Origin of the sequence: Lysinibacillus parviboronicapiens (assembly GCF_003049605.2) — a bacterium.
GTDB lineage: Bacteria > Bacillota > Bacilli > Bacillales_A > Planococcaceae > Lysinibacillus > Lysinibacillus parviboronicapiens.
Map to the genome: position 1 here is coordinate 2,434,485 of NZ_CP073713.1, position 24,665 is coordinate 2,459,149.

20 protein-coding genes, 1 pseudogene and 1 other annotated feature (1 of these 22 only partly in view) are annotated in these 24,665 nt (G+C 38.2%); of the genes and pseudogenes, 14 read left to right on the forward strand and 7 right to left on the reverse strand.

Annotated elements, in window-relative coordinates; all coding sequences use genetic code 11:
• Nucleotides 1–151, forward strand: a binding site (T-box leader) (it extends 89 nt beyond the left edge of the window).
• A 53-nt stretch (nt 152–204) separates the two neighbouring features.
• Entirely contained in the window at nt 205–3,297 is a 3,093-nt protein-coding gene (gene ileS, locus C9J31_RS11635; RefSeq protein WP_107951697.1) for an isoleucine--tRNA ligase, read from the forward strand.
• Nucleotides 3,298–3,461: 164 nt separating this feature from the next.
• Here ileS and C9J31_RS11640 read toward each other — a convergent pair whose 3' ends face one another.
• On the reverse strand, nt 3,462–4,064 hold the full coding sequence (locus C9J31_RS11640; RefSeq protein ID WP_107951698.1) for a LysE/ArgO family amino acid transporter: 603 nt from the start codon (nt 4,062–4,064) through the stop codon (nt 3,462–3,464).
• Nucleotides 4,065–4,164: 100 nt separating this feature from the next.
• Here C9J31_RS11640 and C9J31_RS11645 point away from each other — a divergent pair, with 100 nt between their 5' ends.
• Nucleotides 4,165–5,613 carry an aminotransferase-like domain-containing protein gene (locus C9J31_RS11645; RefSeq protein WP_107951699.1) on the forward strand — a complete coding sequence of 483 codons (1,449 nt, stop codon included), beginning with the start codon at nt 4,165–4,167 and terminating at the stop codon, nt 5,611–5,613.
• A 468-nt stretch (nt 5,614–6,081) separates the two neighbouring features.
• Nucleotides 6,082–7,254, forward strand: coding sequence for an oxalate decarboxylase family bicupin (locus tag C9J31_RS11650; protein ID WP_153062554.1), 1,173 nt, complete (start codon nt 6,082–6,084; stop codon nt 7,252–7,254).
• Between the two features lie 68 nt (nt 7,255–7,322).
• Here C9J31_RS11650 and C9J31_RS11655 read toward each other — a convergent pair whose 3' ends face one another.
• From C9J31_RS11655 to C9J31_RS11665, 3 genes are all read right to left on the reverse strand, one after another.
• Complete coding sequence (locus tag C9J31_RS11655; RefSeq protein ID WP_211634939.1) at nt 7,323–8,225, reverse strand: IS3 family transposase; 903 nt, start codon at nt 8,223–8,225, stop codon at nt 7,323–7,325.
• Nucleotides 8,195–8,515: a helix-turn-helix domain-containing protein gene (locus C9J31_RS11660; RefSeq protein WP_107927154.1), complete on the reverse strand. Its 321-nt coding sequence runs from the start codon at nt 8,513–8,515 to the stop codon at nt 8,195–8,197. The genes C9J31_RS11655 and C9J31_RS11660 overlap by 31 nt, the downstream gene beginning before the upstream one ends.
• A 103-nt stretch (nt 8,516–8,618) precedes the next feature.
• Nucleotides 8,619–9,770 carry an MFS transporter gene (locus tag C9J31_RS11665; RefSeq protein ID WP_107924347.1) on the reverse strand — a complete coding sequence of 384 codons (1,152 nt, stop codon included), beginning with the start codon at nt 9,768–9,770 and terminating at the stop codon, nt 8,619–8,621.
• Between the two features lie 96 nt (nt 9,771–9,866).
• On the opposite strand from C9J31_RS11665, the gene yeiL reads away from it, so the two are divergent.
• Both yeiL and C9J31_RS11675 read left to right on the forward strand, forming a co-directional pair.
• Nucleotides 9,867–10,532 (forward strand): transcriptional regulator YeiL, encoded by a 666-nt coding sequence (gene yeiL / locus C9J31_RS11670; protein ID WP_107950533.1) that lies wholly within the window; start codon nt 9,867–9,869, stop codon nt 10,530–10,532.
• Nucleotides 10,533–10,733: 201 nt separating this feature from the next.
• Entirely contained in the window at nt 10,734–11,012 is a 279-nt protein-coding gene (locus tag C9J31_RS11675; protein ID WP_107950532.1) for a hypothetical protein, read from the forward strand.
• A gap of 196 nt (nt 11,013–11,208) precedes the next feature.
• Here the strand turns inward: C9J31_RS11675 and C9J31_RS11680 are convergent, their stop codons facing one another.
• Nucleotides 11,209–11,529, reverse strand: a complete 321-nt coding sequence (locus tag C9J31_RS11680) for a hypothetical protein (RefSeq protein ID WP_107924345.1) — start codon at nt 11,527–11,529, stop codon at nt 11,209–11,211.
• A 281-nt stretch (nt 11,530–11,810) separates the two neighbouring features.
• On the opposite strand from C9J31_RS11680, the gene C9J31_RS11685 reads away from it, so the two are divergent.
• The 3 genes and pseudogenes from C9J31_RS11685 (at nt 11,811) to C9J31_RS11695 (ending at nt 16,994) form a co-directional block, all read left to right on the forward strand.
• Nucleotides 11,811–12,791 (forward strand): diaminopimelate dehydrogenase, encoded by a 981-nt coding sequence (locus C9J31_RS11685; RefSeq protein ID WP_107950531.1) that lies wholly within the window; start codon nt 11,811–11,813, stop codon nt 12,789–12,791.
• Nucleotides 12,792–12,928: 137 nt separating this feature from the next.
• Nucleotides 12,929–13,540, forward strand: a pseudogene (locus tag C9J31_RS11690) (methyl-accepting chemotaxis protein); the annotation flags it as partial.
• Nucleotides 13,541–13,805: 265 nt separating this feature from the next.
• The gene (locus C9J31_RS11695; protein WP_107950529.1) at nt 13,806–16,994 is read left to right on the forward strand and encodes a winged helix-turn-helix domain-containing protein; all 3,189 of its coding nucleotides are present in this window, start codon (nt 13,806–13,808) and stop codon (nt 16,992–16,994) included.
• A gap of 67 nt (nt 16,995–17,061) precedes the next feature.
• Here C9J31_RS11695 and C9J31_RS11700 read toward each other — a convergent pair whose 3' ends face one another.
• Both C9J31_RS11700 and C9J31_RS11705 read right to left on the reverse strand, forming a co-directional pair.
• Nucleotides 17,062–18,057, reverse strand: coding sequence for a DUF4179 domain-containing protein (locus tag C9J31_RS11700; RefSeq protein ID WP_193767113.1), 996 nt, complete (start codon nt 18,055–18,057; stop codon nt 17,062–17,064).
• Complete coding sequence (locus C9J31_RS11705; RefSeq protein WP_107950527.1) at nt 18,054–18,605, reverse strand: sigma-70 family RNA polymerase sigma factor; 552 nt, start codon at nt 18,603–18,605, stop codon at nt 18,054–18,056. The genes C9J31_RS11700 and C9J31_RS11705 overlap by 4 nt, the downstream gene beginning before the upstream one ends.
• A 353-nt stretch (nt 18,606–18,958) precedes the next feature.
• On the opposite strand from C9J31_RS11705, the gene C9J31_RS11710 reads away from it, so the two are divergent.
• From C9J31_RS11710 to C9J31_RS11735, 6 genes are all read left to right on the forward strand, one after another.
• Nucleotides 18,959–20,197, forward strand: coding sequence for a substrate-binding domain-containing protein (locus C9J31_RS11710; RefSeq protein WP_107950525.1), 1,239 nt, complete (start codon nt 18,959–18,961; stop codon nt 20,195–20,197).
• A gap of 101 nt (nt 20,198–20,298) precedes the next feature.
• Nucleotides 20,299–21,075: an ABC transporter ATP-binding protein gene (locus tag C9J31_RS11715; RefSeq protein WP_107924337.1), complete on the forward strand. Its 777-nt coding sequence runs from the start codon at nt 20,299–20,301 to the stop codon at nt 21,073–21,075.
• The gene (locus tag C9J31_RS11720) at nt 21,050–21,757 is read left to right on the forward strand and encodes an ABC transporter ATP-binding protein (protein WP_107950524.1); all 708 of its coding nucleotides are present in this window, start codon (nt 21,050–21,052) and stop codon (nt 21,755–21,757) included. The genes C9J31_RS11715 and C9J31_RS11720 overlap by 26 nt, the downstream gene beginning before the upstream one ends.
• A 14-nt stretch (nt 21,758–21,771) precedes the next feature.
• Nucleotides 21,772–22,644 (forward strand): branched-chain amino acid ABC transporter permease, encoded by an 873-nt coding sequence (locus C9J31_RS11725; RefSeq protein ID WP_107950523.1) that lies wholly within the window; start codon nt 21,772–21,774, stop codon nt 22,642–22,644.
• Nucleotides 22,641–23,654 carry a branched-chain amino acid ABC transporter permease gene (locus C9J31_RS11730; RefSeq protein ID WP_193767112.1) on the forward strand — a complete coding sequence of 338 codons (1,014 nt, stop codon included), beginning with the start codon at nt 22,641–22,643 and terminating at the stop codon, nt 23,652–23,654. Before C9J31_RS11725 ends, C9J31_RS11730 begins: the two co-directional genes overlap by 4 nt.
• Nucleotides 23,651–24,655 (forward strand): 3-oxoacyl-ACP synthase, encoded by a 1,005-nt coding sequence (locus C9J31_RS11735; RefSeq protein ID WP_107950521.1) that lies wholly within the window; start codon nt 23,651–23,653, stop codon nt 24,653–24,655. Before C9J31_RS11730 ends, C9J31_RS11735 begins: the two co-directional genes overlap by 4 nt.
• Nucleotides 24,656–24,665: the final 10 nt, after the last annotated feature.

Below are 24,665 nucleotides of genomic sequence, written 5' to 3' on the forward strand. Positions count from 1 at the left end.
AAAATCCTCTCTGAGAAGATTAGCTGAACTTTAGTAGGCTAATTCGGGTGTCTACCGTTAAAAAGAACACGTATGATTGTACGTTGCTGAGTGCTATTGAGCGTTTTTCAATAGAATTAGGGTGGTATTCGCGGTTAACCCCGTCCCTTACTTGGGACGGGGTTTTTTGTATGCCTTTTATACAATAGTATAGGAGGGAATTACATGCAAGTCGAAGAAAAGAAAGAAACAACTGTAGAGAGAGAAGCAAGAATTCGTAAAATGTGGGAACAAGAAAGAACGTTTCAAGCGTCTGTAGATAATCGTTCAGACAGTAAACCCTTTGTGTTTTATGAAGGACCACCAACAGCAAATGGCTTACCACACGTAGGTCACGCATTTGGAAGAACCATAAAAGATGTCGTGGCTCGTTATAAAACGATGCAAGGCTATCTTGTTGAACGAAAAGCCGGATGGGATACACACGGTTTACCGGTAGAATTAGGTGTCGAAAAAAAGCTTGGGATTTCCGGTAAGCAAGAAATTGAGAACTATGGCATTGAACGATTTATTCAAGAATGTAAAGGGAGCGTCTTTACTTACGAAAAGAAATGGCGATCCTTTACAGAACAACTAGGGTATTGGATTAATATGGAGGATCCGTACTTAACGTTAAGTAACGATTATATTGAATCGGTCTGGCATATTTTGAGTCATGTGCACCAAAACAAGCTTTTATATAAAGGGCATCGTGTTTCCCCGTATTGTCCGAGTTGCCAAACATCGTTAAGTTCCCATGAAGTCGCCCAAGGCTATAAGGATGTTAAAGATTTATCTGTCACAGCGATGTTTAAGCGAAAAGATCGCGATGAGTATTTTCTTGGATGGACTACGACACCTTGGACACTACCAGCAAATGTCGCATTGGCATTAAACCCTCATTTAAAATATGTGCGTGTAAAGAAACACGATAAAATTTATATACTCGCTAAATCGCTTGTTGAAAAAGTATTGCCTGAACCATTTGAGGTGTTAAGTGAGCATGATGGTCATGAATTTGAAGAAACTTCGTATATCTCACCCTTTTCCTATGTAGCAGTCGCAAAGGGGCATGTTGTTGTATTAGCAGATTACGTAACAGAGCAAAGTGGTACGGGGATTGTGCATATTGCACCTGCATACGGAGAAGAGGATTATAAAACTGTTCAACACAATGATTTGTCATTTGTCAACGTTGTAGATTTAAAAGGGTGTTATACACAAGAAGTACCAGAACTTTCAGGGAAATTTGTGAAAGACTGTGATGTCGCTATTATTAAAATGCTGGCAGAAAAAGGGTTATTGTTTGACAAAGAAAAATATGAGCATAGCTACCCACATTGTTGGCGTTGTGATTCACCATTGCTTTACTATGCAACTGATAGCTGGTTTATCAATATGTCGACATTGAAAAATCAATTGCTAGCAAATAATGAGCAAGTAACCTGGTATCCAGAGCACATTAAACACGGTCGATTTGGCAATTTCCTAGAAAACTTAGTGGATTGGAATATTAGCCGCAATCGCTATTGGGGTACTCCGCTAAATGTATGGATTTGTCAGGATTGTGGTCATGAAGAAGCACCCAATAGTATAGCTGCGTTAAGTGTCTTAGCAAAGGGAACTCTTGATGACAAAATGGAATTGCATAAACCATATATTGATGACGTTGTCTGTACTTGCCCAAAATGCAAAGGTGATATGGAACGTACACCAGAGGTTATCGATGTCTGGTTTGATAGTGGTTCGATGCCATTTGCACAACATCATTACCCATTTAGTAATCAGCAAACACATAAAAATCAATTCCCAGCAGATGTGGTCATCGAAGGCATCGACCAAACACGAGGATTTTTCTATAGTTTATTAGCTGTCTCAACATTATTTACAGGAAAGGCACCTTATAAAAATGTACTGTCATTAGGGCATGTATTAGATGAGCATGGACAGAAAATGTCGAAAAGTAAAGGTAATGCTTTAGAACCAGTTGAACTCATCGAACAATACGGAGCAGATGCTTTAAGATGGTCATTTTTAGTTGATAGCTCTGCGTGGAATCCTAAGCGCTTTTCAAAGAAAATAGTCATGGACGCAAAATCAAAACTTGTGGATACACTCGATAATACATTTAAATTCTATCAGCTGTATGCCGAAATCGATGGTTTCCAATACGACTCAGCAAATACAGGTACACGCACAAAACTGGATGATTGGATATTGTCTCGCTTACATCACACAATTCAGCTTGTCACAACAAACATGGACGACTACCAATTTACGCAAGCGACACGTGAAATTGGCAAACTTGTCGAAGAACTAAGCAATTGGTATATCCGTCGTTCACGTGCACGATTTTGGGCAAACGGATTATCAGATGATAAACGAGGAGCGTATAGTACGCTGTACGAATTGCTAACGACTATTAGTCAACTATTAGCGCCATTTACACCCTTTATTGCAGAGGATTTATATAAGCGATTATGTGGTAAAAGTGTACATTTACAAAACTATCCGCCATGTAATACAGCACTGCTTAACCTTCAGCTTGAAAAAGAAATGGAACATGTTTTATCAATCGTGGAACTCGGTAGAAGTCTACGTAATAGTCAAGCTATAAAAGTGAAGCAGCCATTGCGAGAAATTATTGTTTCCGTGGCCAATGACTTGGATAGGTATGCGCAATATACAGCCATCATCAAAGATGAATTAAATATAAAACAATGTATTTGGACAAATGATTTTTCAGCGTATGAAACAATCCACTACAAACTAAATTTCAAAACGGCAGGTGTAGCCTTTGGGCAGCATGTCAATAAAGTAAAAGATTACGTCTTGAATCTAAACGCTGACGAGAAAAAGTCATTACAACGCGATGGTGCAGTAACGCTGAACATCGAAGGGCTCGAAATCACATTATTACCAGTGCATGTAGTAAACGAATCAATGGTAAAAGAACACTATATTTTAGCAGAAGATACATCATGTCGTGTGCTTCTCAACACACACTTAACAGAGGATTTATTGCAAGAAGGGCAGATAAGGGAATTAATCCGCTCCATTCAAGATACTCGAAAAAAATGGGCATTACCTGTTGAACAATATATAGCCATTTCCATCTCAACAGATGCTAAAACAGCTGAAATTATACAACAACACGAGACATTACTTAAAGCAAACGTATTACTTAATGACATAAAATTTGGCGAAAACAGGACAGGAGATAAATTTATTCAAACGGAAGTATTTAACGAAAAAGTTACAATTTATTTCATGCTGTAACGAGTGGAAGCACGAATGCTCAGGAAAGGCCTGCTTGCGCTCGGGTCTCCTGAAGAAACGCTCAGGTCAAGACCTGAGCACTCGAGTCTCCAAAACAATGCGAGTATAGGCACGCAACTTCCAGCTTTTTGATAGAATAAATCCTTTATGTATCATCATTCAATTTACAGTAAATCACTCAATAAATAGATGGCAGTAGCCCAGATAAAAACCGCTGAGCATTTATTGAAGATATTCATAAGGTTCCCAGAGCTGTCGAGTTTTTTTATGGATGCACCAGCAATTGTGAGGCCAAAAAGCCACATCCAGGAAAGTATAATGCACGCAGCAGTGAACAGGATTTGCTCTGTGCCACTGTATTTTAATGCACTTGTTCCAATAACGCCGATCGTGTCCAAAATAGCGTGTGGATTTAAAAGGGACACAGAGAGGGCAAATAATATTTGTTTTTTGACTGGCAGTGCTTCGCTGTCTTTAGTTTTTGTTGGATTGGATTGCCAAATGGCATAGCCCATATACAATAAAAAAATGATACCGACAGTCATTAAGGCCATACGTAGCCACTCAAATTGCAACACAATAACGGATAAGCCAAAAACAGCAAGTAAAATAAGTAATGTATCGCAAAGAGCCGCGGTGATGCCTGCGGGCAGAGCTCGTATAAAGCGCTGCTGTGTAGCACCTTGTGAAAAAACAAATACGTTTTGTACACCTAGTGGCAAAATAAGCCCAAATGCTAAAATAATGCCGTGTATAAATGGTTCCAAAGATAATCTCTCCTTTCATTCTTCATTTTAGTTGTGTTATAACTAAAAGAAAACGACCAATTGGTTGGTTTTTTACCCAACCAATCTGAGAGGTGAGGAAATGAGCTGGCGACCCACAAGACAGGGAGCGTTAACATTACAGCAACAAATTGTGACATGGATTACAGAACGTATTGAGAGGGGCGATTGGGTTGCTGGCACAAAGCTACCGACACAGCGGCAGCTAGCCATGCAATTTGCCGTCAATCGAAGTACAGTTCAGCAAGCATTAGAGGAGTTAAAGGCAGCTGGAATACTGGAAGCACAGGTGGGCGCAGGTATTTATGTCTCGTATAATTCTTGGCATGCATTGATTACACAAACCCAACCAAGTTGGCAAACTTATATTGATACAAGTCTTCATAAGCCAAATTATCATACCATTCAATTAATCAATGAATACGAACAGCGTGATGATATCATACGTTTAGGCACTGGGGAGTTAGCACCAAGTTTATTGCCAACTGCTGAAATTGAAGCATCCTTAACGGAGCTTTCCTTACAGCCTAAAACTTTGGGTTATTCATCTCCCCAAGGCAACTACAGACTTCGAGAAGCGATTTGTGACTATGTGAAAAAAAGAGGAATACATGCACAACCAGAAAATGTTTGTATTGTTTCAGGTGCTCTTCAAGCATTGCAGCTCATTGCAGTTGGCCTGCTTGAACAGGGTTCAATCGTTTTTCAGGAAAAAACATCTTATTTAAATTCCGTCCATCCGTTTCAATCTGTTGGTATGCAAATGATAACAATCCATCGTGATGAACAGCTTGCGCAAACATTGGCGCAGAAGAAGAGAAAAAGACAAGCTGTTTTTTATGTAGTGCCTACGTTAAATAATCCAACGGGTGGTGTTTGGACGACACAAGAAAAAAAACAGCTTTATGAAGCATGTAAACAGTCTCGTATTCCCATTATTGAAGATGACGTGTATCATGAATTACTCTTCAATGAGGGAACGCCCCCTATAAAATCAATGGATGATAGTGGGCAAGTACTTTACATTGGCAGTGTATCGAAAACACTAAGCCCTGGACTACGTATTGGCTGGTTAATAGGACCAACAACCGTCATCGAACGGTTAGCGGATATCAAAATGCAGACAGATTATGGTTCAAGTGCAATCTCGCAGGAAATTGTACGGCACTGGCTACAATCTGGAAAATATGAAAAGCATATTATAAACTTACGCCAACAATTACAACAAAGAGCTGATTTAGTAGAGGCTATTTTGACTGAAAAATTCTGTGATATGGCTGAATGGGCTAAGCCAAAAGGAGGCTTTTATATTTGGCTAAAGTTTCATGCACCTATTGTTGATAAAGAGTTATTTACTAGGCTATTGCATCGACTAATCCTCATAAATCCTGGTTATATCTACGATGCACAAGATAGCCATCATATTCGCTTATCGTATGCCTATGCAACCAATGAAGCATTAAAGGCTGGCTTACAAATATTACATGAATACGTAGTTGAAGCGCATAAAAAATACAATCAAGAAAAATGATTTGAGGAATAACCTTGATAGCACCTTGTTGTGGGCATATTTGCTAGAGCTTCGCTCCATAGAAAATTAATAAAGACAAGAATATCCCATGTTTATAATTAGCTGTTTGACACATTGGCGTGATCAATATGTCAAACAGCTTTTTTCTGTGAAATTTATAAACTTAAATTAATTGCTGTGGGACTAGAACAGGTGAAACTTCAAAAAAACAGAAACTACAAATGCATATAGGCCTTTCAAACTCGACTATATTGCTCTTCTATGGATTAGTCGCGTTTAATGTCTAATGGCACTTTTCATGAAAGGCATGTGGGGGCAATCGATGACAGGTGTCTGCACTTTGTAGAAAGAATAATTCAAGTATGGACTCCATACAGTGTAAAATGAGTATGCTTAAATGTCCAACGACTGTGTTAGCTCTAAAAACAGATTGTTCATTTTATTAAAAGAGGTGACAAATTGGAGAAAATGCCACAAGGCTATTATATTCCACAGCCCTTTCGAGATGATGGAGCTGGGGGGATAGATAAAGGACCAAGAGATATTATGAGGGATATGCAAAATCCTGATATGCTAGTGCCTCCTAAAACAGATGCAGGACTTATTCCTAATCTTAGATTTTCATTTTCCGATACCAATATGACATTAAATAAGGGGGGATGGTCACGAGAAATTACTGTTCGTGAACTTCCTATCGCCACTACATTGGCAGGAGTCAATATGAGTTTGACACCTGGTGGAATACGAGAACTTCATTGGCATCAACAAGCAGAGTGGTCTTATATGCTAGTTGGTCACGCCCGAATAACAGCAGTAAATCAAAATGGCCACAACTTTATTGCTGATGTAGGACCTGGTGACTTATGGTATTTTCCACCGGGAATTCCTCACTCCATTCAAGGTCTCGAGGATGGCTGTGAATTTCTACTCGTATTTGACGATGGAAATTTCTCGGATCTCAATACGTTTTCTCTATCTGATTGGTTTGCCCATACACCTAAAGATGTGCTCTCATCAAATTTCGGCGTGCCTATTCACGCATTTAATCATATTCCCACTGAACAGGTTTATATTTATCAAGACAAAGTCCCAGGACCCATTGAAACGCAAAAAGTTCAATCACCGTATGGCACAGTCTCTCAAACCTTCAAACATCAACTGCTTGCACAACCTCCTATGAAAACACCTGGAGGTAGTGTAAGAATTGTTGATTCCTCAAACTTTCCTATCTCACAAAATATAGCTGCCGCTCTTGTTGAGGTTGAACCTGGGGCAATGCGAGAAATGCATTGGCACCCGAACAATGATGAATGGCAATATTATTTAAACGGAAAAGGGCGAATGACAGTATTTGCAGCAAACGGTAATGCTAGAACATTTGATTATCGTGCAGGTGATGTAGGGTATGTGCCATTCGCAAATGGTCATTATATCGAGAACACAGGGACAGAAACATTGTGGTTCCTCGAAATATTTAAAAGTAATAAATTTCAAGATGTCTCATTAAACCAATGGATGGCTTTAACCCCAACTGAGCTTGTTCAGAGCAATTTATGTGTTGGCGCAGAATTGTTACATGCTTTAAGAAAAGAAAAGTGGCCAGTTGTCAAATATCCTGGTTTCTCTTATTATCCTAGGTAAACATAGAAAAGCGGGTGAAGGAAGACAAATTGGACTTACCCCTGTCAAGTAGACAGCTATAAAAAAGACTAAACAGCCATCTGGTGTCGATATTCTATCGGTGCCAGATGGTTGAGCCGTTTTTGGAAGCGTTGGTAGTTATAAAAGTAAATATATTCTTCAACCGCCTGTATAATTGCCTCATCTGAATCCTCATGTAAGAGATACAGACACTCGCTTTTAAAGTGTGAGAAGAACGATTCAATGCAGGCATTATCGTGACAGTTTCCTTTGCGGGAGTGGCTGCCAATCATGCCAAGTTGCTCGATGTGTTGATGATATTTAATGGATGTGTACTGGAATCCTTGATCTGAATGAAGGATGCTTCGATACACATTTCGTTTGCTCGTCAACTCATCTAACGTATCTAATACAAGCTGTAAATCATTTCGTTTGCTGATTTTCCAAGCAACGATTTCGTTGTTGTATAAATCTTGCACGGCAGATAAGTAGAGAAATCCATTTTTCGTCGGTAAAAATGTGATATCTGTGACGAATACTTCGTTCGCTGCACGCTCTGAAAATTGACGGTCCACGACATTGTTAAATACACGAGAAACACGATTTTTCCACACACGACACTTCTTTCGGATGATGGAATGGACGCCTAATTCGCACATTAGTCGATATACTTTTTTATGGTTCACCATGAATCCACGGTCGCGTAAAGCGATTTTCACACGTGGATAGCCGTATTGTTTATGCGCTTGATGAATTTCTAAAATGTGTTGTTTTAACGCCTTATCATTTTGTTTATGACGTGATATTTTCCCATTCTTTATCCATTTATAATAGCCTGAGCGTTGAACTTTCGCCATTTCTGTCAACCATGTGATGGGATAACGATCTTTCATCGATTTCATAATCTGATACCGATCTGAATACGTCGGTACACCTCCATTTACAGATTTGGATACTGCTTTTTTAAGTATTCTACCTGCGCTTTGTAGTAATCTCGCTCTTCTTCTATATTCTTAAAATGAATTCGTTTCCCTTTTAACGGATTCTTCACACCCTTTGCCCCTGAGCCGACAGAAGGCAACCGATTAAAAGCTTCAATGGACCCAACTTCTTTAAATTTCTTCACCCAAGCTTTCACTTGTGAAACATTTCGAATCTCGTATATTGTCGCAATCTCCTGCATACTTCCTTCGCCTGCTAAATAAGCTTGAACAACTTGTAATTTAAATTCATTCGAATAGGTGCAATTTTTTCTTGGCATACAAAAATCCCCTTTAAGTAAAATGTTATCTACAGCGTACTGTAGTTTTTTTAACATTGTCTACTTAAAGGGGATAATATCAAATTGTCTTTCCCACCTGCTTTTAAAATTTATAAGTATTTCTAGTAAGCAACAAGATACCGATTGCTGGAACTGTACAAATCAGCATGGCTGCAAAAGATAGTCCCGGCGAAATTTCGTATAAATAGCCACCTAAAAACGTCAGGATCGCGGTACTTAACCCCATCGCTAATGCAGAATAGAGTCCCTGTGCATTCGGAATTTGTTCCTTTGGCAAGTTTTTCGTTAAATAGCGGATAAAAGCAAAGTGTGCAAGCGCGAAAGATAACGCATGTAATGTTTGAGAGCCAATAAACACCCAGACATTTGGGAATAAATAAATAACTAACCAGCGTAAGGAAGACCCACTTGCCGCTAACAGTAATAACGAGGAAGAACGCCATTTCGTAAATAGTGTATCCGCCTTCATGAAATATAAGATTTCACAAATCACGGCAATATTAATAATCATCCCCATATAAAATGGGTCAACCTGTAAATCCTCTAAATAGATATAGCCATAACTGTAATACGAGGCATGTGCCCCTTGTAGCAATATCACGATCAATAAAACAATTGGAAAACCTTTAATCTGCCATAATGTTTTCATCGACAGGGATTTAGCTCGCTGCTCTTTTGTAGGCACAACAAGTAATTCCTTCGGTGTCGCAAATTGTTGCATCAACAGCATACCTATTAAACCGATAATCATGCTCCAAAAGATTACGTTTTTACCAAAGACACCGGTTAGCATACTGATAATTAGTACCGCTATAACGAAACCGAATGAACCATAGGAGCGGCTTTTACCATAGTGAACATTGCCATGCTGGACGAGCGTTGCCGCACTACTTTCAACGGCAGGTAAAAGAGCAGGATAAAATACACTAAATAAAATTGTCACAATAAGGAGCATGCTGAAACTTGTACTCGGTATGTAAAGTAATGTTGTCATCAAAGCACCAACTGCCAAAATCGTAATAAGGCGTTTATTGTGTACATATTTTGCTAACGTTGGAAAGAAAAAAAGATTAGAAGTGGCCCTTGCTAATAGACCACAGCCCATCACAACACTTGCCTGAGAGACCGTTAGATGTTTAGCATCCACAAGCCAACCTGTCCAATAAGGTAAGAAAATCCCCCATGTAATGAAAAAAGTAAAGAAATTTTGAGAAAGCCATCGTTGATTGTTCATTAAATTATGTACCTCCATTAACTATGTTGAATGATAGCACGATAGTCGTTACAATAATGTGAGATATCTCATATTTTAAATAGGAGAGAATAAAAAATGCAAATACTGACAGGTGAAGCACGGCAATATTATAAAAAAAAATATCCGGTTGATGATTTTTTCTCCTTTGACATCTATCCATATTTAGAAGTCTGCCAATTTGACAAAGGAGAATGGATTTTTCAAGAAGGTTCATACCCAGATACGATGTATTACATGATAGAGGGGAAAACGAAGCTCTATATGACGCATAAGAACGGCAAGGTTTCGCTTATTGAATATTTGGAAGCACCACGGTTTATGGGAGAAATTGAATTACTCAATGAGGCTAGATATACCAAGGGGATTCAAACGGTGACAACAACAATTTGTCTGTCAATTGCCACACAGGCATGCAAAGAAAAGCTACTCGCAGATGCACTTTTTTTACGCAGATTATGTGTATTTTTAGGGGAAAAGGCAACTACAATGACATCAAAATATACGCAAAATCAGGCATACCCATTGGAAAATCGTCTAGCAGCCTTTATCCAATTATCATCTGATCAGGGCATCTATAAAGAAAAGCATACGGAAATCTGTGAATATTTAGGGGTTTCTTATCGCCATTTATTATATGTCCTAGCCCAATTTTGCGAAGAAAAGATACTGGAAAAGCAAAAGCATGGCTACCACATTATCGATGAGCGACGCCTTAACCAATTGGCGCAGGAAATTCAGTAATGCACCAATTATTTTGTGCCACAGATGAACAAGAGGTGAAAAAAAATTTTGGATGCGCTCAGTTGTAAATCGGCAGTTCTTTGAAATTTCGACTATTAAATATATTGAAAGGGTGTAGTTACATGAAAGTTAATAAGATTGGCATTTTGTTTAACTTCCTCAGTTCTGTCACTTTTAGCGGCTTGTGCAGGAGAAACTTTTATGTTTACTGGAGAAAGTGACAATTGGAGCGTACGCTATGAAGTGGAGAAAACTAATAGTTGCCAACCAACTGCTGGTGCTATTCAATATATTGGAAAGGAAACTATTCCGAAAAGAATTGAGTATTCCTATGATAAGGCATCCGGGGATGAGCCATTAAATGAATACGGGGTAGCCACGTTAGCGAAGGGATGTACTTATGCTAGAGAGGATTCGGAGATTGCAGTCATGCTAAAATGGGATAATCAAACGGAAACAATACCTTTAACAGTAAAGTGAGCTGTATCTTTTGAACAATAAAAGAAATCTTGCTTATTTTTATCTATGGGTTCCTTTTATTGTTCAATTAGAGGTTGCTCTCTTTCTTAATGTTTATAGTACATATTGATGCCTGTCCCTATGTGATAGCATAATATGCTTCATTAATAATGAGAGGTGAAAGAACTAAGCGCGTACTCACAAATAAGCACAGACTTCAAATAAAGAAGTCAGGACTAGGCTTGTTGTATTCACTTTTTTTAATAATCCAGCGTGCAATTTCCTTGCCACTATGATAAAAGTTCACTTCATTGACCTTGTGTTTTTTACTGGAGATATCTAGGATTTGTTGATTAACGTCAAAAGGTAATATCCCTATACATAGCTGTTTGTCGGGTGAAAATCTTTGATGCTTTGCCTCATCCGCAATACCATTACTGTTGATATTATGAGCTTGAGCAGATTTCTGTGCATTATGGAATGCCAATAGTTCCCCTTGTGCCAACACTGTACTTGGTGAGTGACCATTACTTTTCATTCAACATGCCCCCTTGTCGTTATTGCTATTGTACAAGACCCGATGATGAAAAAGTCTTGATTTACAAGGCTTTTACGAAAACTTAATGGTTCGTTCTACAAGATTTGTTTATGTAACCGTATTCATGCCTTTATAGTATGGAAATCATACAAAACTTATATAGTTTATGAGTAAAAACACGTACTCAAACTATTGTGAATTTTTCTAACACGAAGTATTATTGTAATTAGATTTAACGTGAAAGTTATCACAAAGTCACGTTAACGTGAGGAGGAATTTTAATGAGTGCAATTCGAGTAGGTATTGTAGGTTATGGAAATTTAGGACGCGGTGTGGAATACGCAATTTCGCAAAATCCCGATATGGAATTAGTAGCTGTCTTCACACGTCGTGATCCTTCAACAGTAAGCGTTGCAAGTAACGCAAGCGTATATTTAGTTGATGACGCTAAAAAATTCCAACATGACATTGATGTAATGATTTTATGTGGAGGCTCTGCAACAGATTTACCTGAGCAAGGACCACACTTTGCACAATGGTTTAATACAATTGACAGCTTTGATACTCATGCGAAAATTCCAGAGTTTTTCGAAGCGGTTGACGCTGTAGCACAAAAATCTGGTAAAATATCAGTAATTTCAGTGGGCTGGGATCCAGGTTTGTTCTCATTAAACCGTATCCTAGGTGAGGCTGTATTACCTGTAGGTACAACTTACACATTCTGGGGTGATGGCTTAAGCCAAGGTCACTCAGATGCAGTCCGTCGTATTGCAGGTGTAAAAAATGCAGTTCAATATACGTTACCAATTAAAGATGCGGTGGAGCGTGTTCGTAATGGTGAAAACCCAGAGTTAACAACACGTGAAAAACATGCGCGTGAATGCTGGGTTGTTCTAGAAGAAGGTGCAGATGCCGCAAAAGTGGAGCAAGAAATTGTGACAATGCCAAACTACTTCGACGAATATAACACAACAGTAAACTTTATTTCAGAAGATGAATTTAAAGAAAATCATACAGGTATGCCACACGGTGGTTTCGTTATTCGCAGTGGAGACAGCGGCGCAAATGACAAACAAATTCTTGAATTCTCATTAAAACTTGACAGCAATCCGAACTTCACGTCAAGTGTGCTCGTTGCCTATGCACGTGCTGCACATCGTTTAAGCCAAGCAGGCGACAAAGGTGCGAAAACAGTATTTGATATTCCTTTCGGTCTGTTATCAGCAAAATCTGCTGCGGAATTACGTAAAGATCTTCTATAATATATGGTCAAAATCCCGATTATCAATAAATGATAATCGGGATTTTTTAACATTTTTTAGTGGAGACACTGCTTATTGTTATTTTTATATAGGTATTTAGGTGACCAGGTTGCAACGAGTAAAAGGATAGTTTAAAACAAGCATCTGCTGGAGAAAAATCTGTCCAAGAAGTAGCTTCTCAGATGACAGTAATAACAGTATCTATCGAATCCATTAATGATCTAGTTGTACAATTAGCCAACCAATCACAACAAATAACCCAATCCCTACGTGAAATCGAAGATATCTCGGAGCAAACAAAGCTTCTTGCAGGTGAACACGGCAAAGGTTTTGCTGTAGTAGCAGGTGAAATTCGAAAACTTGCTTCAAATTCTCAGACTTCAACGATAGATATCCAAAGGGTATTACAAAATATCGATTTTCAAGTGCATGAAATGGCAGAAAAAACGGAGTCTGGTTTGAATGAAATTCATAAAAGAAATGCCACAATAATAATCAACGCAGATTTATTTCATGTTATTTTAAATACTATGAAGAAAGTAGAAGACGAAATGGCTTTTATTTCTAATGCCTCCCAAGCGGTCGCAAGTTATGCACGTCATGCTAGTGAGACAAATACCATCTTTAAAAGTATATTAGAGTCCAATCATGTATCCTTAGAGCGTATTTCAGTTATTGCAAATGTTGCAAAAGATCAGGATGCATCAACGGAATCTTTAAATCAAATAATAATGAACTGCACACGATAGCTGATGAATTAAATTTACTCATGCAGAAGATTAATAGCCACAAAGTGACTTCATAAAAATAATAATCCGTGGTCATTGCATGGGGACCTTAAAACTCTTAGAAGGAGATGTATCCTTTAATATTGCGGTAGGTGGAATTCTGACAAATCACATATAATATATGGTAAACTGTCAATAATTTAACTATATGATGTTTAAATAGATGTAACTAGGAACAACATTCAGTAACCTACTAATCGCAGTATAATGGGGAGGTTATCATTTAATGACAACAGATATTATTATTCAGTCGAAATGTATTGCACCAAAGCCATCAAATCATTGTATTAGTCGAGCCTTGCTAATGAAAAAACTAAGAAAAAGTTTGGATCTGACATGTACATTCATCCATAGTGGTGCAGGCTATGGGAAAACAACTATTCTCACGCAATTTCTCCACTCGGAAATCACTAAGTTTTCTTGGTATAGCGTTTCAGAAGAGGACGATAATATCCTGCCATTTCTAAGATATTTGTTTCATAGTATTCAACGCGTCTTTCCCCACTTTGGAAGACAATTTGCTACCTGGGATCAACTTTCACGCTTTCCAAAAGTAGAAGAATTAAATCGTTGGTATAAACTTTTCGTCAATTGTTTATGTGAGATAGAAGAGCGTTTTCTAATTGTCATTGATGATTACCATTTAGTGGACCATGAATTTCCTATTAACTATGTAATGGAAAAAATAATTGAATTTTCACCTCCCAACATCCATTTCATTATTGCTTCTAGAGCATTACCGAATTGGGATATCATGCGAAAAATGAAGTTGCAAATGAAATCTCTCATTATTACTGAAACAGACTTAGCCTTTTCTGCTGAAGAAATCACTGTTTTTTTTGAAGAATATGTGGATATTCACTTAACAGAGGAAGAAATTTTAAAAGTAATCGAAATTACAGAAGGTTGGGCGATTAGTCTTTCATTATTGGCTGAGCAAAGGAATAGTGAGGTGCTTGATCACTGGCTAAACATTCATACAAATGATCTGTTTTCCTATTTATCAGAAGAAGTTTTTTTAAAAATGACTAAATTTGAGCAAGAAGCATTACTGTATTTTGCAATCTTCCCAACTTTCTCAGAGGACTTAATCGCTCAATTTTACAACACAGAAGTTGTACAAGTATTAGAACAATTAGTGCATAAGCATTTATTTATCCAACCAATAGCTAGTAATGGATTATATCGTTTCCACTCTTTATTTAGCCGATTTTTAGAAATGAAATGGCAACAAAACACTACACAATATACGATTTTACATAAAAAAGCGGCTTTGTATTATGTAAATAACAACAACGTTCAGGCAATTCTACACCATGCATTTAAAACAAATGATCAAGATTTTTGTGGGGAGCTATTGCAAAATTATGCTGATAGTGTAGTAAAAGCAGGTCAATTTGAGTGGCTATTAGAAAAAATTAATCGTTTTTCAGCCAATGAAAAAATGAAATTTTATAAATTATATTATTTTGAAGGGGAGTGTCATCGCTATCGTGCTTATTATGAAAAGGCAAAACAAGCCTATGAAATGTGTACCAGCATGGCCAAGTCTGTCAATGATGACCTCTTTATGATAAAAGCCCAGGCCGGATTAGCTCATATTTATCTTGATACGATCCAACCAGCGTTAGCTGAACCTTATTTAAAACAAGCGTTAACGTTAGTGAATGACAACTTACTCAGTTCACAAGAACGCTTCGAACTACAACGTCAGTATGCTGAAAACCTAGTGAATTTAGGGAAAGCCAAAGAAGCAAAACGATTCATTGAAGAGGTTGCTTTAAATGAAACAGTTTTACAACGGGCAAATGTCGATGTACGTATATTGTTGAGAACAGGCCAATTATTTGATGCCAAAAATTTGCTGACGAAACGATTGGAAATACCACCACAACTTGTTTCGACACATAGGGAAAGTGAACTGTTGGCATCCTTTGTTTATGCGCTATTAGGACTTGGAAAAGATGCATGGTACGCTGCACAGCAGGGGATTCGAAGGGGAGTACGTGAGAAGTCCGTTTTTGTAGAAGCGGTTGGCTATATTCGCAAGGCACATGCTTTGTTATTAGTAGATTTTCCAGACTATGAAGGCGCATGCCACGCATATGACAAAGCTATTTCGCTAATGAATATGATGAATATTTCTCGTGTCAAGGCAGAGCCTTATATGGGACTTGCTATTGTTAAACATGCTGGGGGAGACATTGTATCCGCTAAAAAGTATTTGACACTAGGCATACAGGAAACAGAGCAAGTACATGATGCTTGGATGACTGCCCTTATATTACTTGTTGAAGTGAAAGTGATACTTTCTAACAATGAATTTGATAAGGCAAAGCATCTATTAAGAAAGGCACAACGATTATTTCAGGTCTGTGGCGATCAAAATGGCGAGATGCATATTTTATTCTATCAATCTGTGATTGCTTTTAAAGAGAATAATGCTCAAAATTTTATCTCTTATTTTAATCAATTTGCAAGTCAATGTATTGCCCATGGATATGAATACTTTTTTCAACGGACCACAATTTTAGGTCCTTCCAATTTAATTATTTTTTACGAGCTTTTGCAATATAGCCATAACTGTAAGAGTGAAAACATGGCTATTCAAACGATGCGTAACTATTTTCGAGTGGAGGGCACATTGGTTTATCCAGCAGATGACATACAGGTAAATCTTTTCGGAAGTATAAATTTAACAAGAAATCATTTGAAAATTGAGGATAAAGAATGGCAACGCGAAAAGTCAAAGGAGCTTTTCGTGTATTTATATTGTCATCGTCATCGTTATATTCCAAAGGAAGAAATTGCGCAAACGTTGTGGCCTGAGCGTTTAGTCGATACACTTGATCGTGATTTTAAGGTTGTTTTAAATACCTTATTAAAGGTGCTGGAACCGCAACGACATGCACGTCAGGAGAGCTTCTTTATCCATCGAAAAAATAATATGTATCAATTGCAGCATACTCGCTTTCTGCAAATCGATGTAGACCGTTTTCTTTTTTATTTTGCGTTAGGAATGGAAGAATTTGATCCACAATATTCGAATGAATGGTTGCAACTTGCTGAGGCGAGTTATACAGATGCACTATATGTGGAAAAAAAGCAAGTAGATTGGCTAACACACGATCGAGAGAAATTGCAAACTTTATATATTGAAGTACTCGAAAGATTAGCACAAAATGCCACGCGGCAACAAAACTTTAAGCAGTCAATCCACTATGCAGAAAAAATGATTCGAGAAGATGCATTATGGGAAGAAGGCTATCGGCTTTTAATGTATAATCATTATCAATTACAAAACCGCTCGCTTGCATTAAAATGGTATGAAAAATGTGTACAACAATTACAAAAAGAGCTGAACACCACACCAATGGAATCGACAATGGCCGTTTATGATTTAATCATGGGTTAGCCTTAATTAAAGGTACAACACCCCAAGCACCATAGTGCTTGAGGTGTTGTTTTCACTTTTGGGATTTCTATTTATTCAAGTCAATTTCGACTGTTTCTAGTAGTTTTTTTTCGATTTTCTCCCATTTTACGTCCGTTGTATGAATCGTTGGTGTAATGAAAATTGACGTGGCACTAAAATTGAAATCGTTTATTACCACAGTTCCTGTAGAATATTTATCTGTTACTTTCATTGTTGTAGTTGGAGCATCCTCATAGTGGTTTCCGAGGTTGTCTGTAATGTCTAAGGTTACGATTTCAGTGGCAAAATCAAGGTCACCGCTAAAGTAAATCACGGTTGCATATTTTGTAAAGGAAAGGTAATCAATGACTAATTGATTTGGTTTTGACGATATTGTTTGATTTACAGTTAATTCATTTCCTTGAATTTTATTTAGTTCAAAAGAGAAATTCCAATCTCCAGAAGCAAGCGTTTTTCGATTAATATCTAGGAAACTGCCAGGCTCCCAAGTTAATTCAATAGAAGAAGGAGACGGCGCAGTGTTATTCAACGTTATTGTTAAAAAGCCAATATAGGTATCCTCATTTACTTTTTTTAATTTGAATCCACCATCACTTTCATCTTCATGTCCTGCTATTTTAGGAAGATTCTCCATGAAAAGTAGATTGTCCAATGGTTGCTTCGATTCTAACGAAAAACTAAGAGAAACCAAATTCCCATCATATAGGGCATCTTCTACTTTCATAGTAATACCATTACTTACTGATGTTGTTGCAACAATACTCGAGTTGTCAGCAAAACGTGTAAGTTGTTCATCTTTTGAAAAGTAAGAAAGGAAATGTTCAACAATTGGTAATTTTGATGCTACTGTCGATAGACTCAAAATTCCGACTGAGCTAACGCCAATTGCAAACAGTGCAGCTATAACCCATTTAGGTAGCCTAAATGCCTTTATTGGCTTTTGTAAAATGTGACTAATCACAACTTGCTTTTCTTCCTTGGTAACCTCAATAGACGTAATTTCTTCTATGTCAATTTGCAAGAAATCTTTTTCATTTTTCAAGTCAAACTCTCCCTTAATTTTGGATTTTTAGCAAGCTTTTTCTTTCCTCTATACAAACGATTCTCTACTGCAGATTTTGAAATATGTAAAATCTCGGCTATTTCACCATTAGTGTAATCTAAATAATATTTCATTAAGAATAATTCTCTATCTGATTGTGTGAGTTGCATGATTTCAAGAAGAAGTAATTCCTTTTCATAGGATTTTTCTAGTTGTTTTTCGATATTATTTGTAGCTATAAGGGAAGGTACATTTTCAATAGGCAGTGTAGCATGAGATTTTTGCAATTTACGATAAATATCAATCGCTTTGTATTTAGCTATCATCCCAATCCATCTCTTAAAATCTGCTTCTTCTCCTATAAAATAGTTACTTTTTTGCCAAACTAATAGAAATACATCATTCACACATTCTTCGACCAGCATGTAATCGGAGGGTTTTTCTAAAACTTTTAATGTAATTGCCTTCACATAACCTAGATAGTGCTCTACTACATATTGAAGTGCACTTTCATCTTGCCGTTGTAGGCGCTCAATAAAGTCATTCATTTTGTCACTTCCTTTGACTGTTATATATACTATAACGAATTTTTATTGGAACACTCGCGCAAAAAAGGAAGGTTTTTCTTTTTATTGCGATGAAGCCTTTTAAGACTTTTATTTTTTGGTTGATATTTCCTTTTTATTTGGTCGCTGACGATATACAGTTTGCTACACCTCACGCCCAGAAGACCCATTTTGTTGCTGTCGTTGGCTTCGCTACACTTTCACAACAGAAAAATGAGTTGCTCAAATTTCGGGCAACTCATTTTTTGTAACTAATTTGTAACTGTACTTGTATATAGTTAGGGCATAGCTACGAAAGCGCTTTCTATTTAGCTCATTATGAAAGGGGTTTTGGGATGAAGAAGCAGTGGTTATTTGTGCTTTTATTGATGGTGTCAATGATAATAGTAGCTTGTAATGAAGGGGGAACGAAGGAGGATTCAGCAGATAGCAAGGCATCAGAAAACGATACAGCAGGGACTACGGAGGAAGGAGGCACGATTAAAATCGGTGTACTTGCTTCGTTAACAGGTGCACTTGAGTCGTATGGGAAACAAACACAGCGTGGCTTTGACTTGGGCATAGAATACGCTACGGATGGCACGATGGAGGTAAATGGTAAGAAAATCGAGATTGTTTATGAAGATACCGAAACAAAACCTGAGGTCGCTGTACAAAAGGCTACCAAACTTTTAGAAGATGATAAGGTAGATTTCTTGGTGGGGTCTTCAAGCTCTGGTGATACGTTAGCGGTACTGCCACTAGCGGAAGAATACGAGAAAATTATGGTTGTGGAGCCTGCAGTAGCTGATAGTATTACAGGTTCAGAATTTAATGAGTATATTTTCCGAACGGGGCGCAATTCTTCGCAGGATGCCTATGCAGCAGCGGCTGCAATTGCTGGTAAAGGTGTGAAAATTGCCACGTTTGCGCCTGATTATTCGTTTGGTTGGGACGGTGTAACGGCATTTAAAACTGCTGCTGAAGAGCTAGGTGCAGAAATTGTCTTAGAGGAATATGCGGATCCAGCTGCCACTGATTTTACATCGAACCTACAAAAAGTAATTGATGCAAAGCCTGATTATTTATTTGTTGTATGGGCAGGGGCAAACTCTCCGTGGAACCAAATTGCCGATTTGAAGATTCAAGACAAGGGCATTAAAATTTCTACTGGTGCACCAGATATTATTGCACTGCAATTTATGAATCCATTAATTGGCATGGAAGGATTCTCTGTTTATTATCATACGTTACCGCAAAATGATGTGAATAAATGGTTAGTAGACGAACATCAAAAACGCTTCAATGAAGTGCCCGATTTATTTACACCAGGTGGTATGTCAGCTGCGATTTCAATCGTAGAAGCCTTAAAAAAATCAGCAGGTGATGCTGATGCTAAAAAACTAATTACGATAATGGAGGGCATGTCATTTGAAACACCAAAAGGCACAATGACATTCCGAGAAGAAGATCATCAAGCCCTCCAATCCATGTATTCCATCCGTTTAGAAAAACAAGAGGGTGTAGATTATCCAGTGCCAGTGCTTATTCGTGAGCTCAGCCCTGAAGAAACAGCGCCACCGGTAATGAATTAGTTTAACATGAGACAGATTGTCCAAGCAATTCTGTCTCTCTTCATCTATTTTCATGCAAGAGTGGGTGAAGAGAGCTAGAAGTACCTGAAAGGAGATTTAAAATGGAGCCTATTTTAAGAACAGAAAACCTAACGATACGGTTCGGCGGGCATACAGCGGTCGATCATGTAAATTTTAATATGCCAGAAAAACATTTGAAATCGATAATTGGGCCAAATGGTGCGGGCAAGACCACCTTTTTTAATTTAATCAGTGGGGAGTTGAAGCCGACTGCTGGAGATGTGTATTTTAAAGGACAATCACTTTGTCAAAAATCAGCAATTGCCAGAACGCGCATGGGTCTGGGACGGTCGTTTCAAATTACGAACGTTTTTCCGAATTTGACGGTATTAGAAAATGTCCGTTTAGCTGTGCAATCAAAAGAAAAAATACGCTATCAATTGTTTCGCCATTATAAAAGTTACCAAGCGATTACCGAAAAAGCAGAGGAACTTTTAACGCTCGTTTTACTCAACAACAAAAGAGATGCTCTCACTACAATGTTGTCTCATGGTGAAAAAAGAAAGCTAGAAATCGCCATGTTGCTAGCATTGGATACTGAAATTCTTCTACTGGATGAACCAACTGCTGGAATGTCTTTAGAAGAGGTACCAGCCATTTTGGAGGTTATTCGTACGATAAAAAATAATGGTGACAAAACTATTCTACTCATTGAACACAAGATGGATATGATTTTAGATTTGTCTGACTCCATTATGGTGTTATTTAATGGCCAGCTCCTTGCTGATGGAACACCCGATGAAATCATGCAAAATGAAACCGTACAAAATGCTTATTTAGGAGGTCTATATGATGAACACCTTACTGAAGTTAAATGACGTCCATACGCATATCGGTCAGTATCATATTTTACAGGGGGTAAATTTTGAAGCAATCGAGGGGCAGGTTAGTGTACTTCTCGGTCGAAATGGCGCTGGTAAAACGACTACCCTAAAAACGATTATGGGCTTAACGCCTGCCTCTAAAGGAGAGGTCGAATTCCGAGCGCAATCTATAAGGAAGAATCCTACTTACAAAGTGGCCAAACTAGGCATTGGCTATGTACCAGAAAATCAAGGGATTTTTGCAGATTTAACTGTTGAAGAAAATATGAAAGTTGCGATGCGTAAAGAGGATACGTCAGCACTAGAACGACAAAATTATGTGCTTGAACTTTTTCCGGATTTAAAGAAATTTTGGAAAAAGGCTGGAGGCCATCTTTCTGGTGGTCAGAAGCAAATGTTGTCAATGGCAAGGGCCTTTATAAATGATAGTAAATTGATTTTAATTGATGAGCCATCAAAGGGATTAGCCCCAATTGTTGTAGAGAAAGTGATGGAAGCCATCGTAGAGATGAAGAAACAAACATCCATTGTTCTTGTAGAGCAAAACTTTATCATGGCTAGCCGTATAGGGGATACGTATACGTTAATTGACGATGGCAGAACGGTGCATGCGGGCAAAATGGAAGATCTTGTCCATAATGAAGAACTGAAACGTAAATATCTTGGAATCGGATAAAGGAGGTGTTTGCATTGGAATTAATGGTGAATTTAATGATTAATGGCTTGGCGACAGGCATGTTAATCTTTTTACTTGCGGCAGGACTGACGTTGATCTTTGGTTTGATGGACGTATTGAATTTTGCGCATGGCGGGCTATTTGTGTGGGGCGCCTATGCAGGGATATTTACGTATATGTACACGGAAAGTTTTTTAATTGGCATTTTGGGGGCCATTGGTACAGGTGCTCTTTTAGGGCTTATCACAGAGAAGTTAATCATTACACCAGTCTATGGCAATCATATTCAGCAAATTTTAATTACATTAGGGTTAATGCTCGTTCTACAAGAAATGATTAAGGTCGTTTTTGGACCAAATGGTGTGCCAGTGAAAACACCAAGCTATTTAGCGGGAAGCTGGGAAATTGGCGACGTTATTATTATTAAATATCGATTATTTATCATTGTAGTAGGTTTCGTGATTTTCGGCATTTTTCAGTATATGTTAAAACGTACTAAGATTGGGCTGATTGTTCGAGCGGGTGTACAAGATAAAGACATGGCACAGGCACTTGGGATTCATATAAAGCAGATATTTTTATATGTCTTCATGGTTGGAGCGGCACTTGCAGCACTGAGTGGCATGTTAATGGCGCCTTATTCAGGGGTCATTTATGCGGAGATGGGCATGGAATATGCTATTTTAGGCTTTATTGTTGTAGTGATTGGGGGCATGGGGAGTTTCTCAGGTTCTCTACTTGCAGCCATTTTAGTTGGTCTGGCTGGTAGCTTTATGGCCTATTATGTGCCTGTTTTATCACTTGCAGTCAACATGATATTGATGGCAATCGTGTTAATTTTCCGTCCACAAGGATTATTTACGATGAGAAAGGAGAGATCGACATGAAAATAACGTTGCAACAGATAAGTTTTTTTCTGATTCTAGCTAGCCTTGTCATTCTCCCTTTCGTCAATGATTCACGGACACTCATTATTTTATTAACGCAAATCTTTATCTTTGGTATTTTAGCAATGAGCTACGATATTTTACTAGGTTATACAGGTATCGTGTCCTTTGGACATGCGATGTTTTTTGGAATCGGCGCTTATACGACGGCTGTCATGTTGAAACAGATGGATGCAACACTAACAATGTTCTTGTTGTCCATTGTGACAGGGATGTTTTTTGCAGGGATGATAAGTTTCCTCGTAGGTTTACTGACACTACGTTTAAAAAGTCACTTTTTTGCCATGCTGACATTAGCTTTTTCGGGCTTATTTTTAGTCGTTGCAGAAAAATGGCGCTCGGTTACGTATGGCAATGATGGTTTTACTTTTAGAGCCCCAGACATTTTTAAAGACCGTATCACGTTTTATTTCTTTGTTTTAGCGTGTTTAGCGGTCATTTTTATAGTGCTTTATCGCTTTGTAAACTCGCCAACAGGACGGATTCTAATTGCTGTTCGTGAGAATGAACAGCGAACAAAATCATTAGGTTTCAACACTTTGCACTATAAGGTGATTGCTTCTGTGGTTGCAGGGATCGTGGCAAGCTTAGCAGGATCTTTATATTCCCTATCACTGCGCTTCGTCAATACTAGTGTGATGACGATGGATATTACCCTTGATGCATTATTAATGACGATTATTGGGGGCGTGGGCACATTAGTAGGACCATTACTTGGAGCGGCAGTCATTGAATATGCTCAACATGCACTATCAGGTTTGGCACGTGACTACCCAATATTTGAACGTTGGATTATTTTCTTTGGGATACTTTATATTTTAGCGGTACTCTTTTTCCCGAAAGGTATCATCGGTTCTTTGCGCATGTTGTTCTGGAAATGGCGTTCAAGACGAAAAGGAAATAAAAAGTCACCCGTAGCCCTTCCACATAAAAAGGAGCGATTTGAATGACTGTAGGTATTGTTAGCACGGGGATTTATATTCCCCAAACGAAAATGACATCAACTGAAATTGCAGCACTTTCCAGTATCCCCGAAGAAATTATTCGGCAAAAAATGGGTATTCACGAAAAGCCCATTCCTGGAGAACATGATCATACTGTTCAGATGGGCATATGGGCAGCACAACAAGCATTACAAAAGGCCAACATTGAAGCAAAATCCATTGATGTTGTGATGTATTTGGGGGAGGAGCATAAGGAATATCCTCTATGGACGGCTTCTATAAAAATGCAAGAGGAACTTGGCGCAGTAAATGCTTGGGCATTCGATGTTCAGTTAAGATGTGGCACGACCATTATGGCACTTAAACTAGCTAAGAGTTTAATGGAATCCGATGACTCCATTCATACGGTTCTACTTGCAGGCGGCTACCGCAATGTCGATTTTATAGATTATACAAATCCAAGAACACGCTTTATGTATAATTTAGCCGCTGGTGGTGGGGCAATTATTTTACAAAAAAACTATGAAAAGAATCATTTATTAGAGGCGGATATTATGACAGATGGTTCTTTTTCAGAGGATGTAGTTGTGCCGGTAGGTGGCACTAAGAAGCCGCTGACACCTGAAGACTTAGAAAATAATCTCTATCAATTAGACGTTTTAGATCCCATCGGCATGAAGGATCGTCTTGAGCAAAAATCATTAAGCAATTTTTTGAAGGTAATTCGGTCTTCTGTAGCGAAAAGTGAACTTAATGAAGAAAATATTAACTACTTAGCAATGCTTCATATGAAAAAGTCTGCCCATGATTATATTCTTTGTGCTCTCGGGTTACAGGAAGAACAATCTATCTACTTACAAAATTATGGTCATATAGGGCAGATCGATCAAATCCTATCACTACAACTTGCAGTAGAGGAAGGGCGTGTTCGAGAGGGAGATATTGTTACATTGGTCAGTGCGGGCATTGGTTATGTATGGGGAGCAATGACAATTCGTTGGGGATAGGGAGGAAGAG

What these genes read in the sequence shown, in the direction of transcription:
- C9J31_RS11665 (WP_107924347.1), bottom strand. Translation starts at nt 9,770, where the DNA reads ATGAACAATCAACGATGGCTTTCTCAAAATTTCTTTACTTTTTTCATT.
- C9J31_RS11685 (WP_107950531.1), top strand. Translation starts at nt 11,811, where the DNA reads ATGAGTGCAATTCGAGTAGGTATTGTAGGTTATGGAAATTTAGGACGC.
- C9J31_RS11705 (WP_107950527.1), bottom strand. Translation starts at nt 18,605, where the DNA reads ATGAATGACTTTATTGAGCGCCTACAACGGCAAGATGAAAGTGCACTT.
- yeiL (WP_107950533.1), top strand. Translation starts at nt 9,867, where the DNA reads ATGCAAATACTGACAGGTGAAGCACGGCAATATTATAAAAAAAAATAT.
- C9J31_RS11660 (WP_107927154.1), bottom strand. Translation starts at nt 8,515, where the DNA reads ATGCCAAGAAAAAATTGCACCTATTCGAATGAATTTAAATTACAAGTT.
- C9J31_RS11735 (WP_107950521.1), top strand. Translation starts at nt 23,651, where the DNA reads ATGACTGTAGGTATTGTTAGCACGGGGATTTATATTCCCCAAACGAAA.
- C9J31_RS11715 (WP_107924337.1), top strand. Translation starts at nt 20,299, where the DNA reads ATGGAGCCTATTTTAAGAACAGAAAACCTAACGATACGGTTCGGCGGG.
- C9J31_RS11675 (WP_107950532.1), top strand. Translation starts at nt 10,734, where the DNA reads ATGTTTACTGGAGAAAGTGACAATTGGAGCGTACGCTATGAAGTGGAG.
- ileS (WP_107951697.1), top strand. Translation starts at nt 205, where the DNA reads ATGCAAGTCGAAGAAAAGAAAGAAACAACTGTAGAGAGAGAAGCAAGA.
- C9J31_RS11680 (WP_107924345.1), bottom strand. Translation starts at nt 11,529, where the DNA reads ATGAAAAGTAATGGTCACTCACCAAGTACAGTGTTGGCACAAGGGGAA.
- C9J31_RS11730 (WP_193767112.1), top strand. Translation starts at nt 22,641, where the DNA reads ATGAAAATAACGTTGCAACAGATAAGTTTTTTTCTGATTCTAGCTAGC.
- C9J31_RS11645 (WP_107951699.1), top strand. Translation starts at nt 4,165, where the DNA reads ATGAGCTGGCGACCCACAAGACAGGGAGCGTTAACATTACAGCAACAA.
- C9J31_RS11695 (WP_107950529.1), top strand. Translation starts at nt 13,806, where the DNA reads ATGACAACAGATATTATTATTCAGTCGAAATGTATTGCACCAAAGCCA.
- C9J31_RS11710 (WP_107950525.1), top strand. Translation starts at nt 18,959, where the DNA reads ATGAAGAAGCAGTGGTTATTTGTGCTTTTATTGATGGTGTCAATGATA.
- C9J31_RS11720 (WP_107950524.1), top strand. Translation starts at nt 21,050, where the DNA reads ATGAACACCTTACTGAAGTTAAATGACGTCCATACGCATATCGGTCAG.
- C9J31_RS11650 (WP_153062554.1), top strand. Translation starts at nt 6,082, where the DNA reads ATGCCACAAGGCTATTATATTCCACAGCCCTTTCGAGATGATGGAGCT.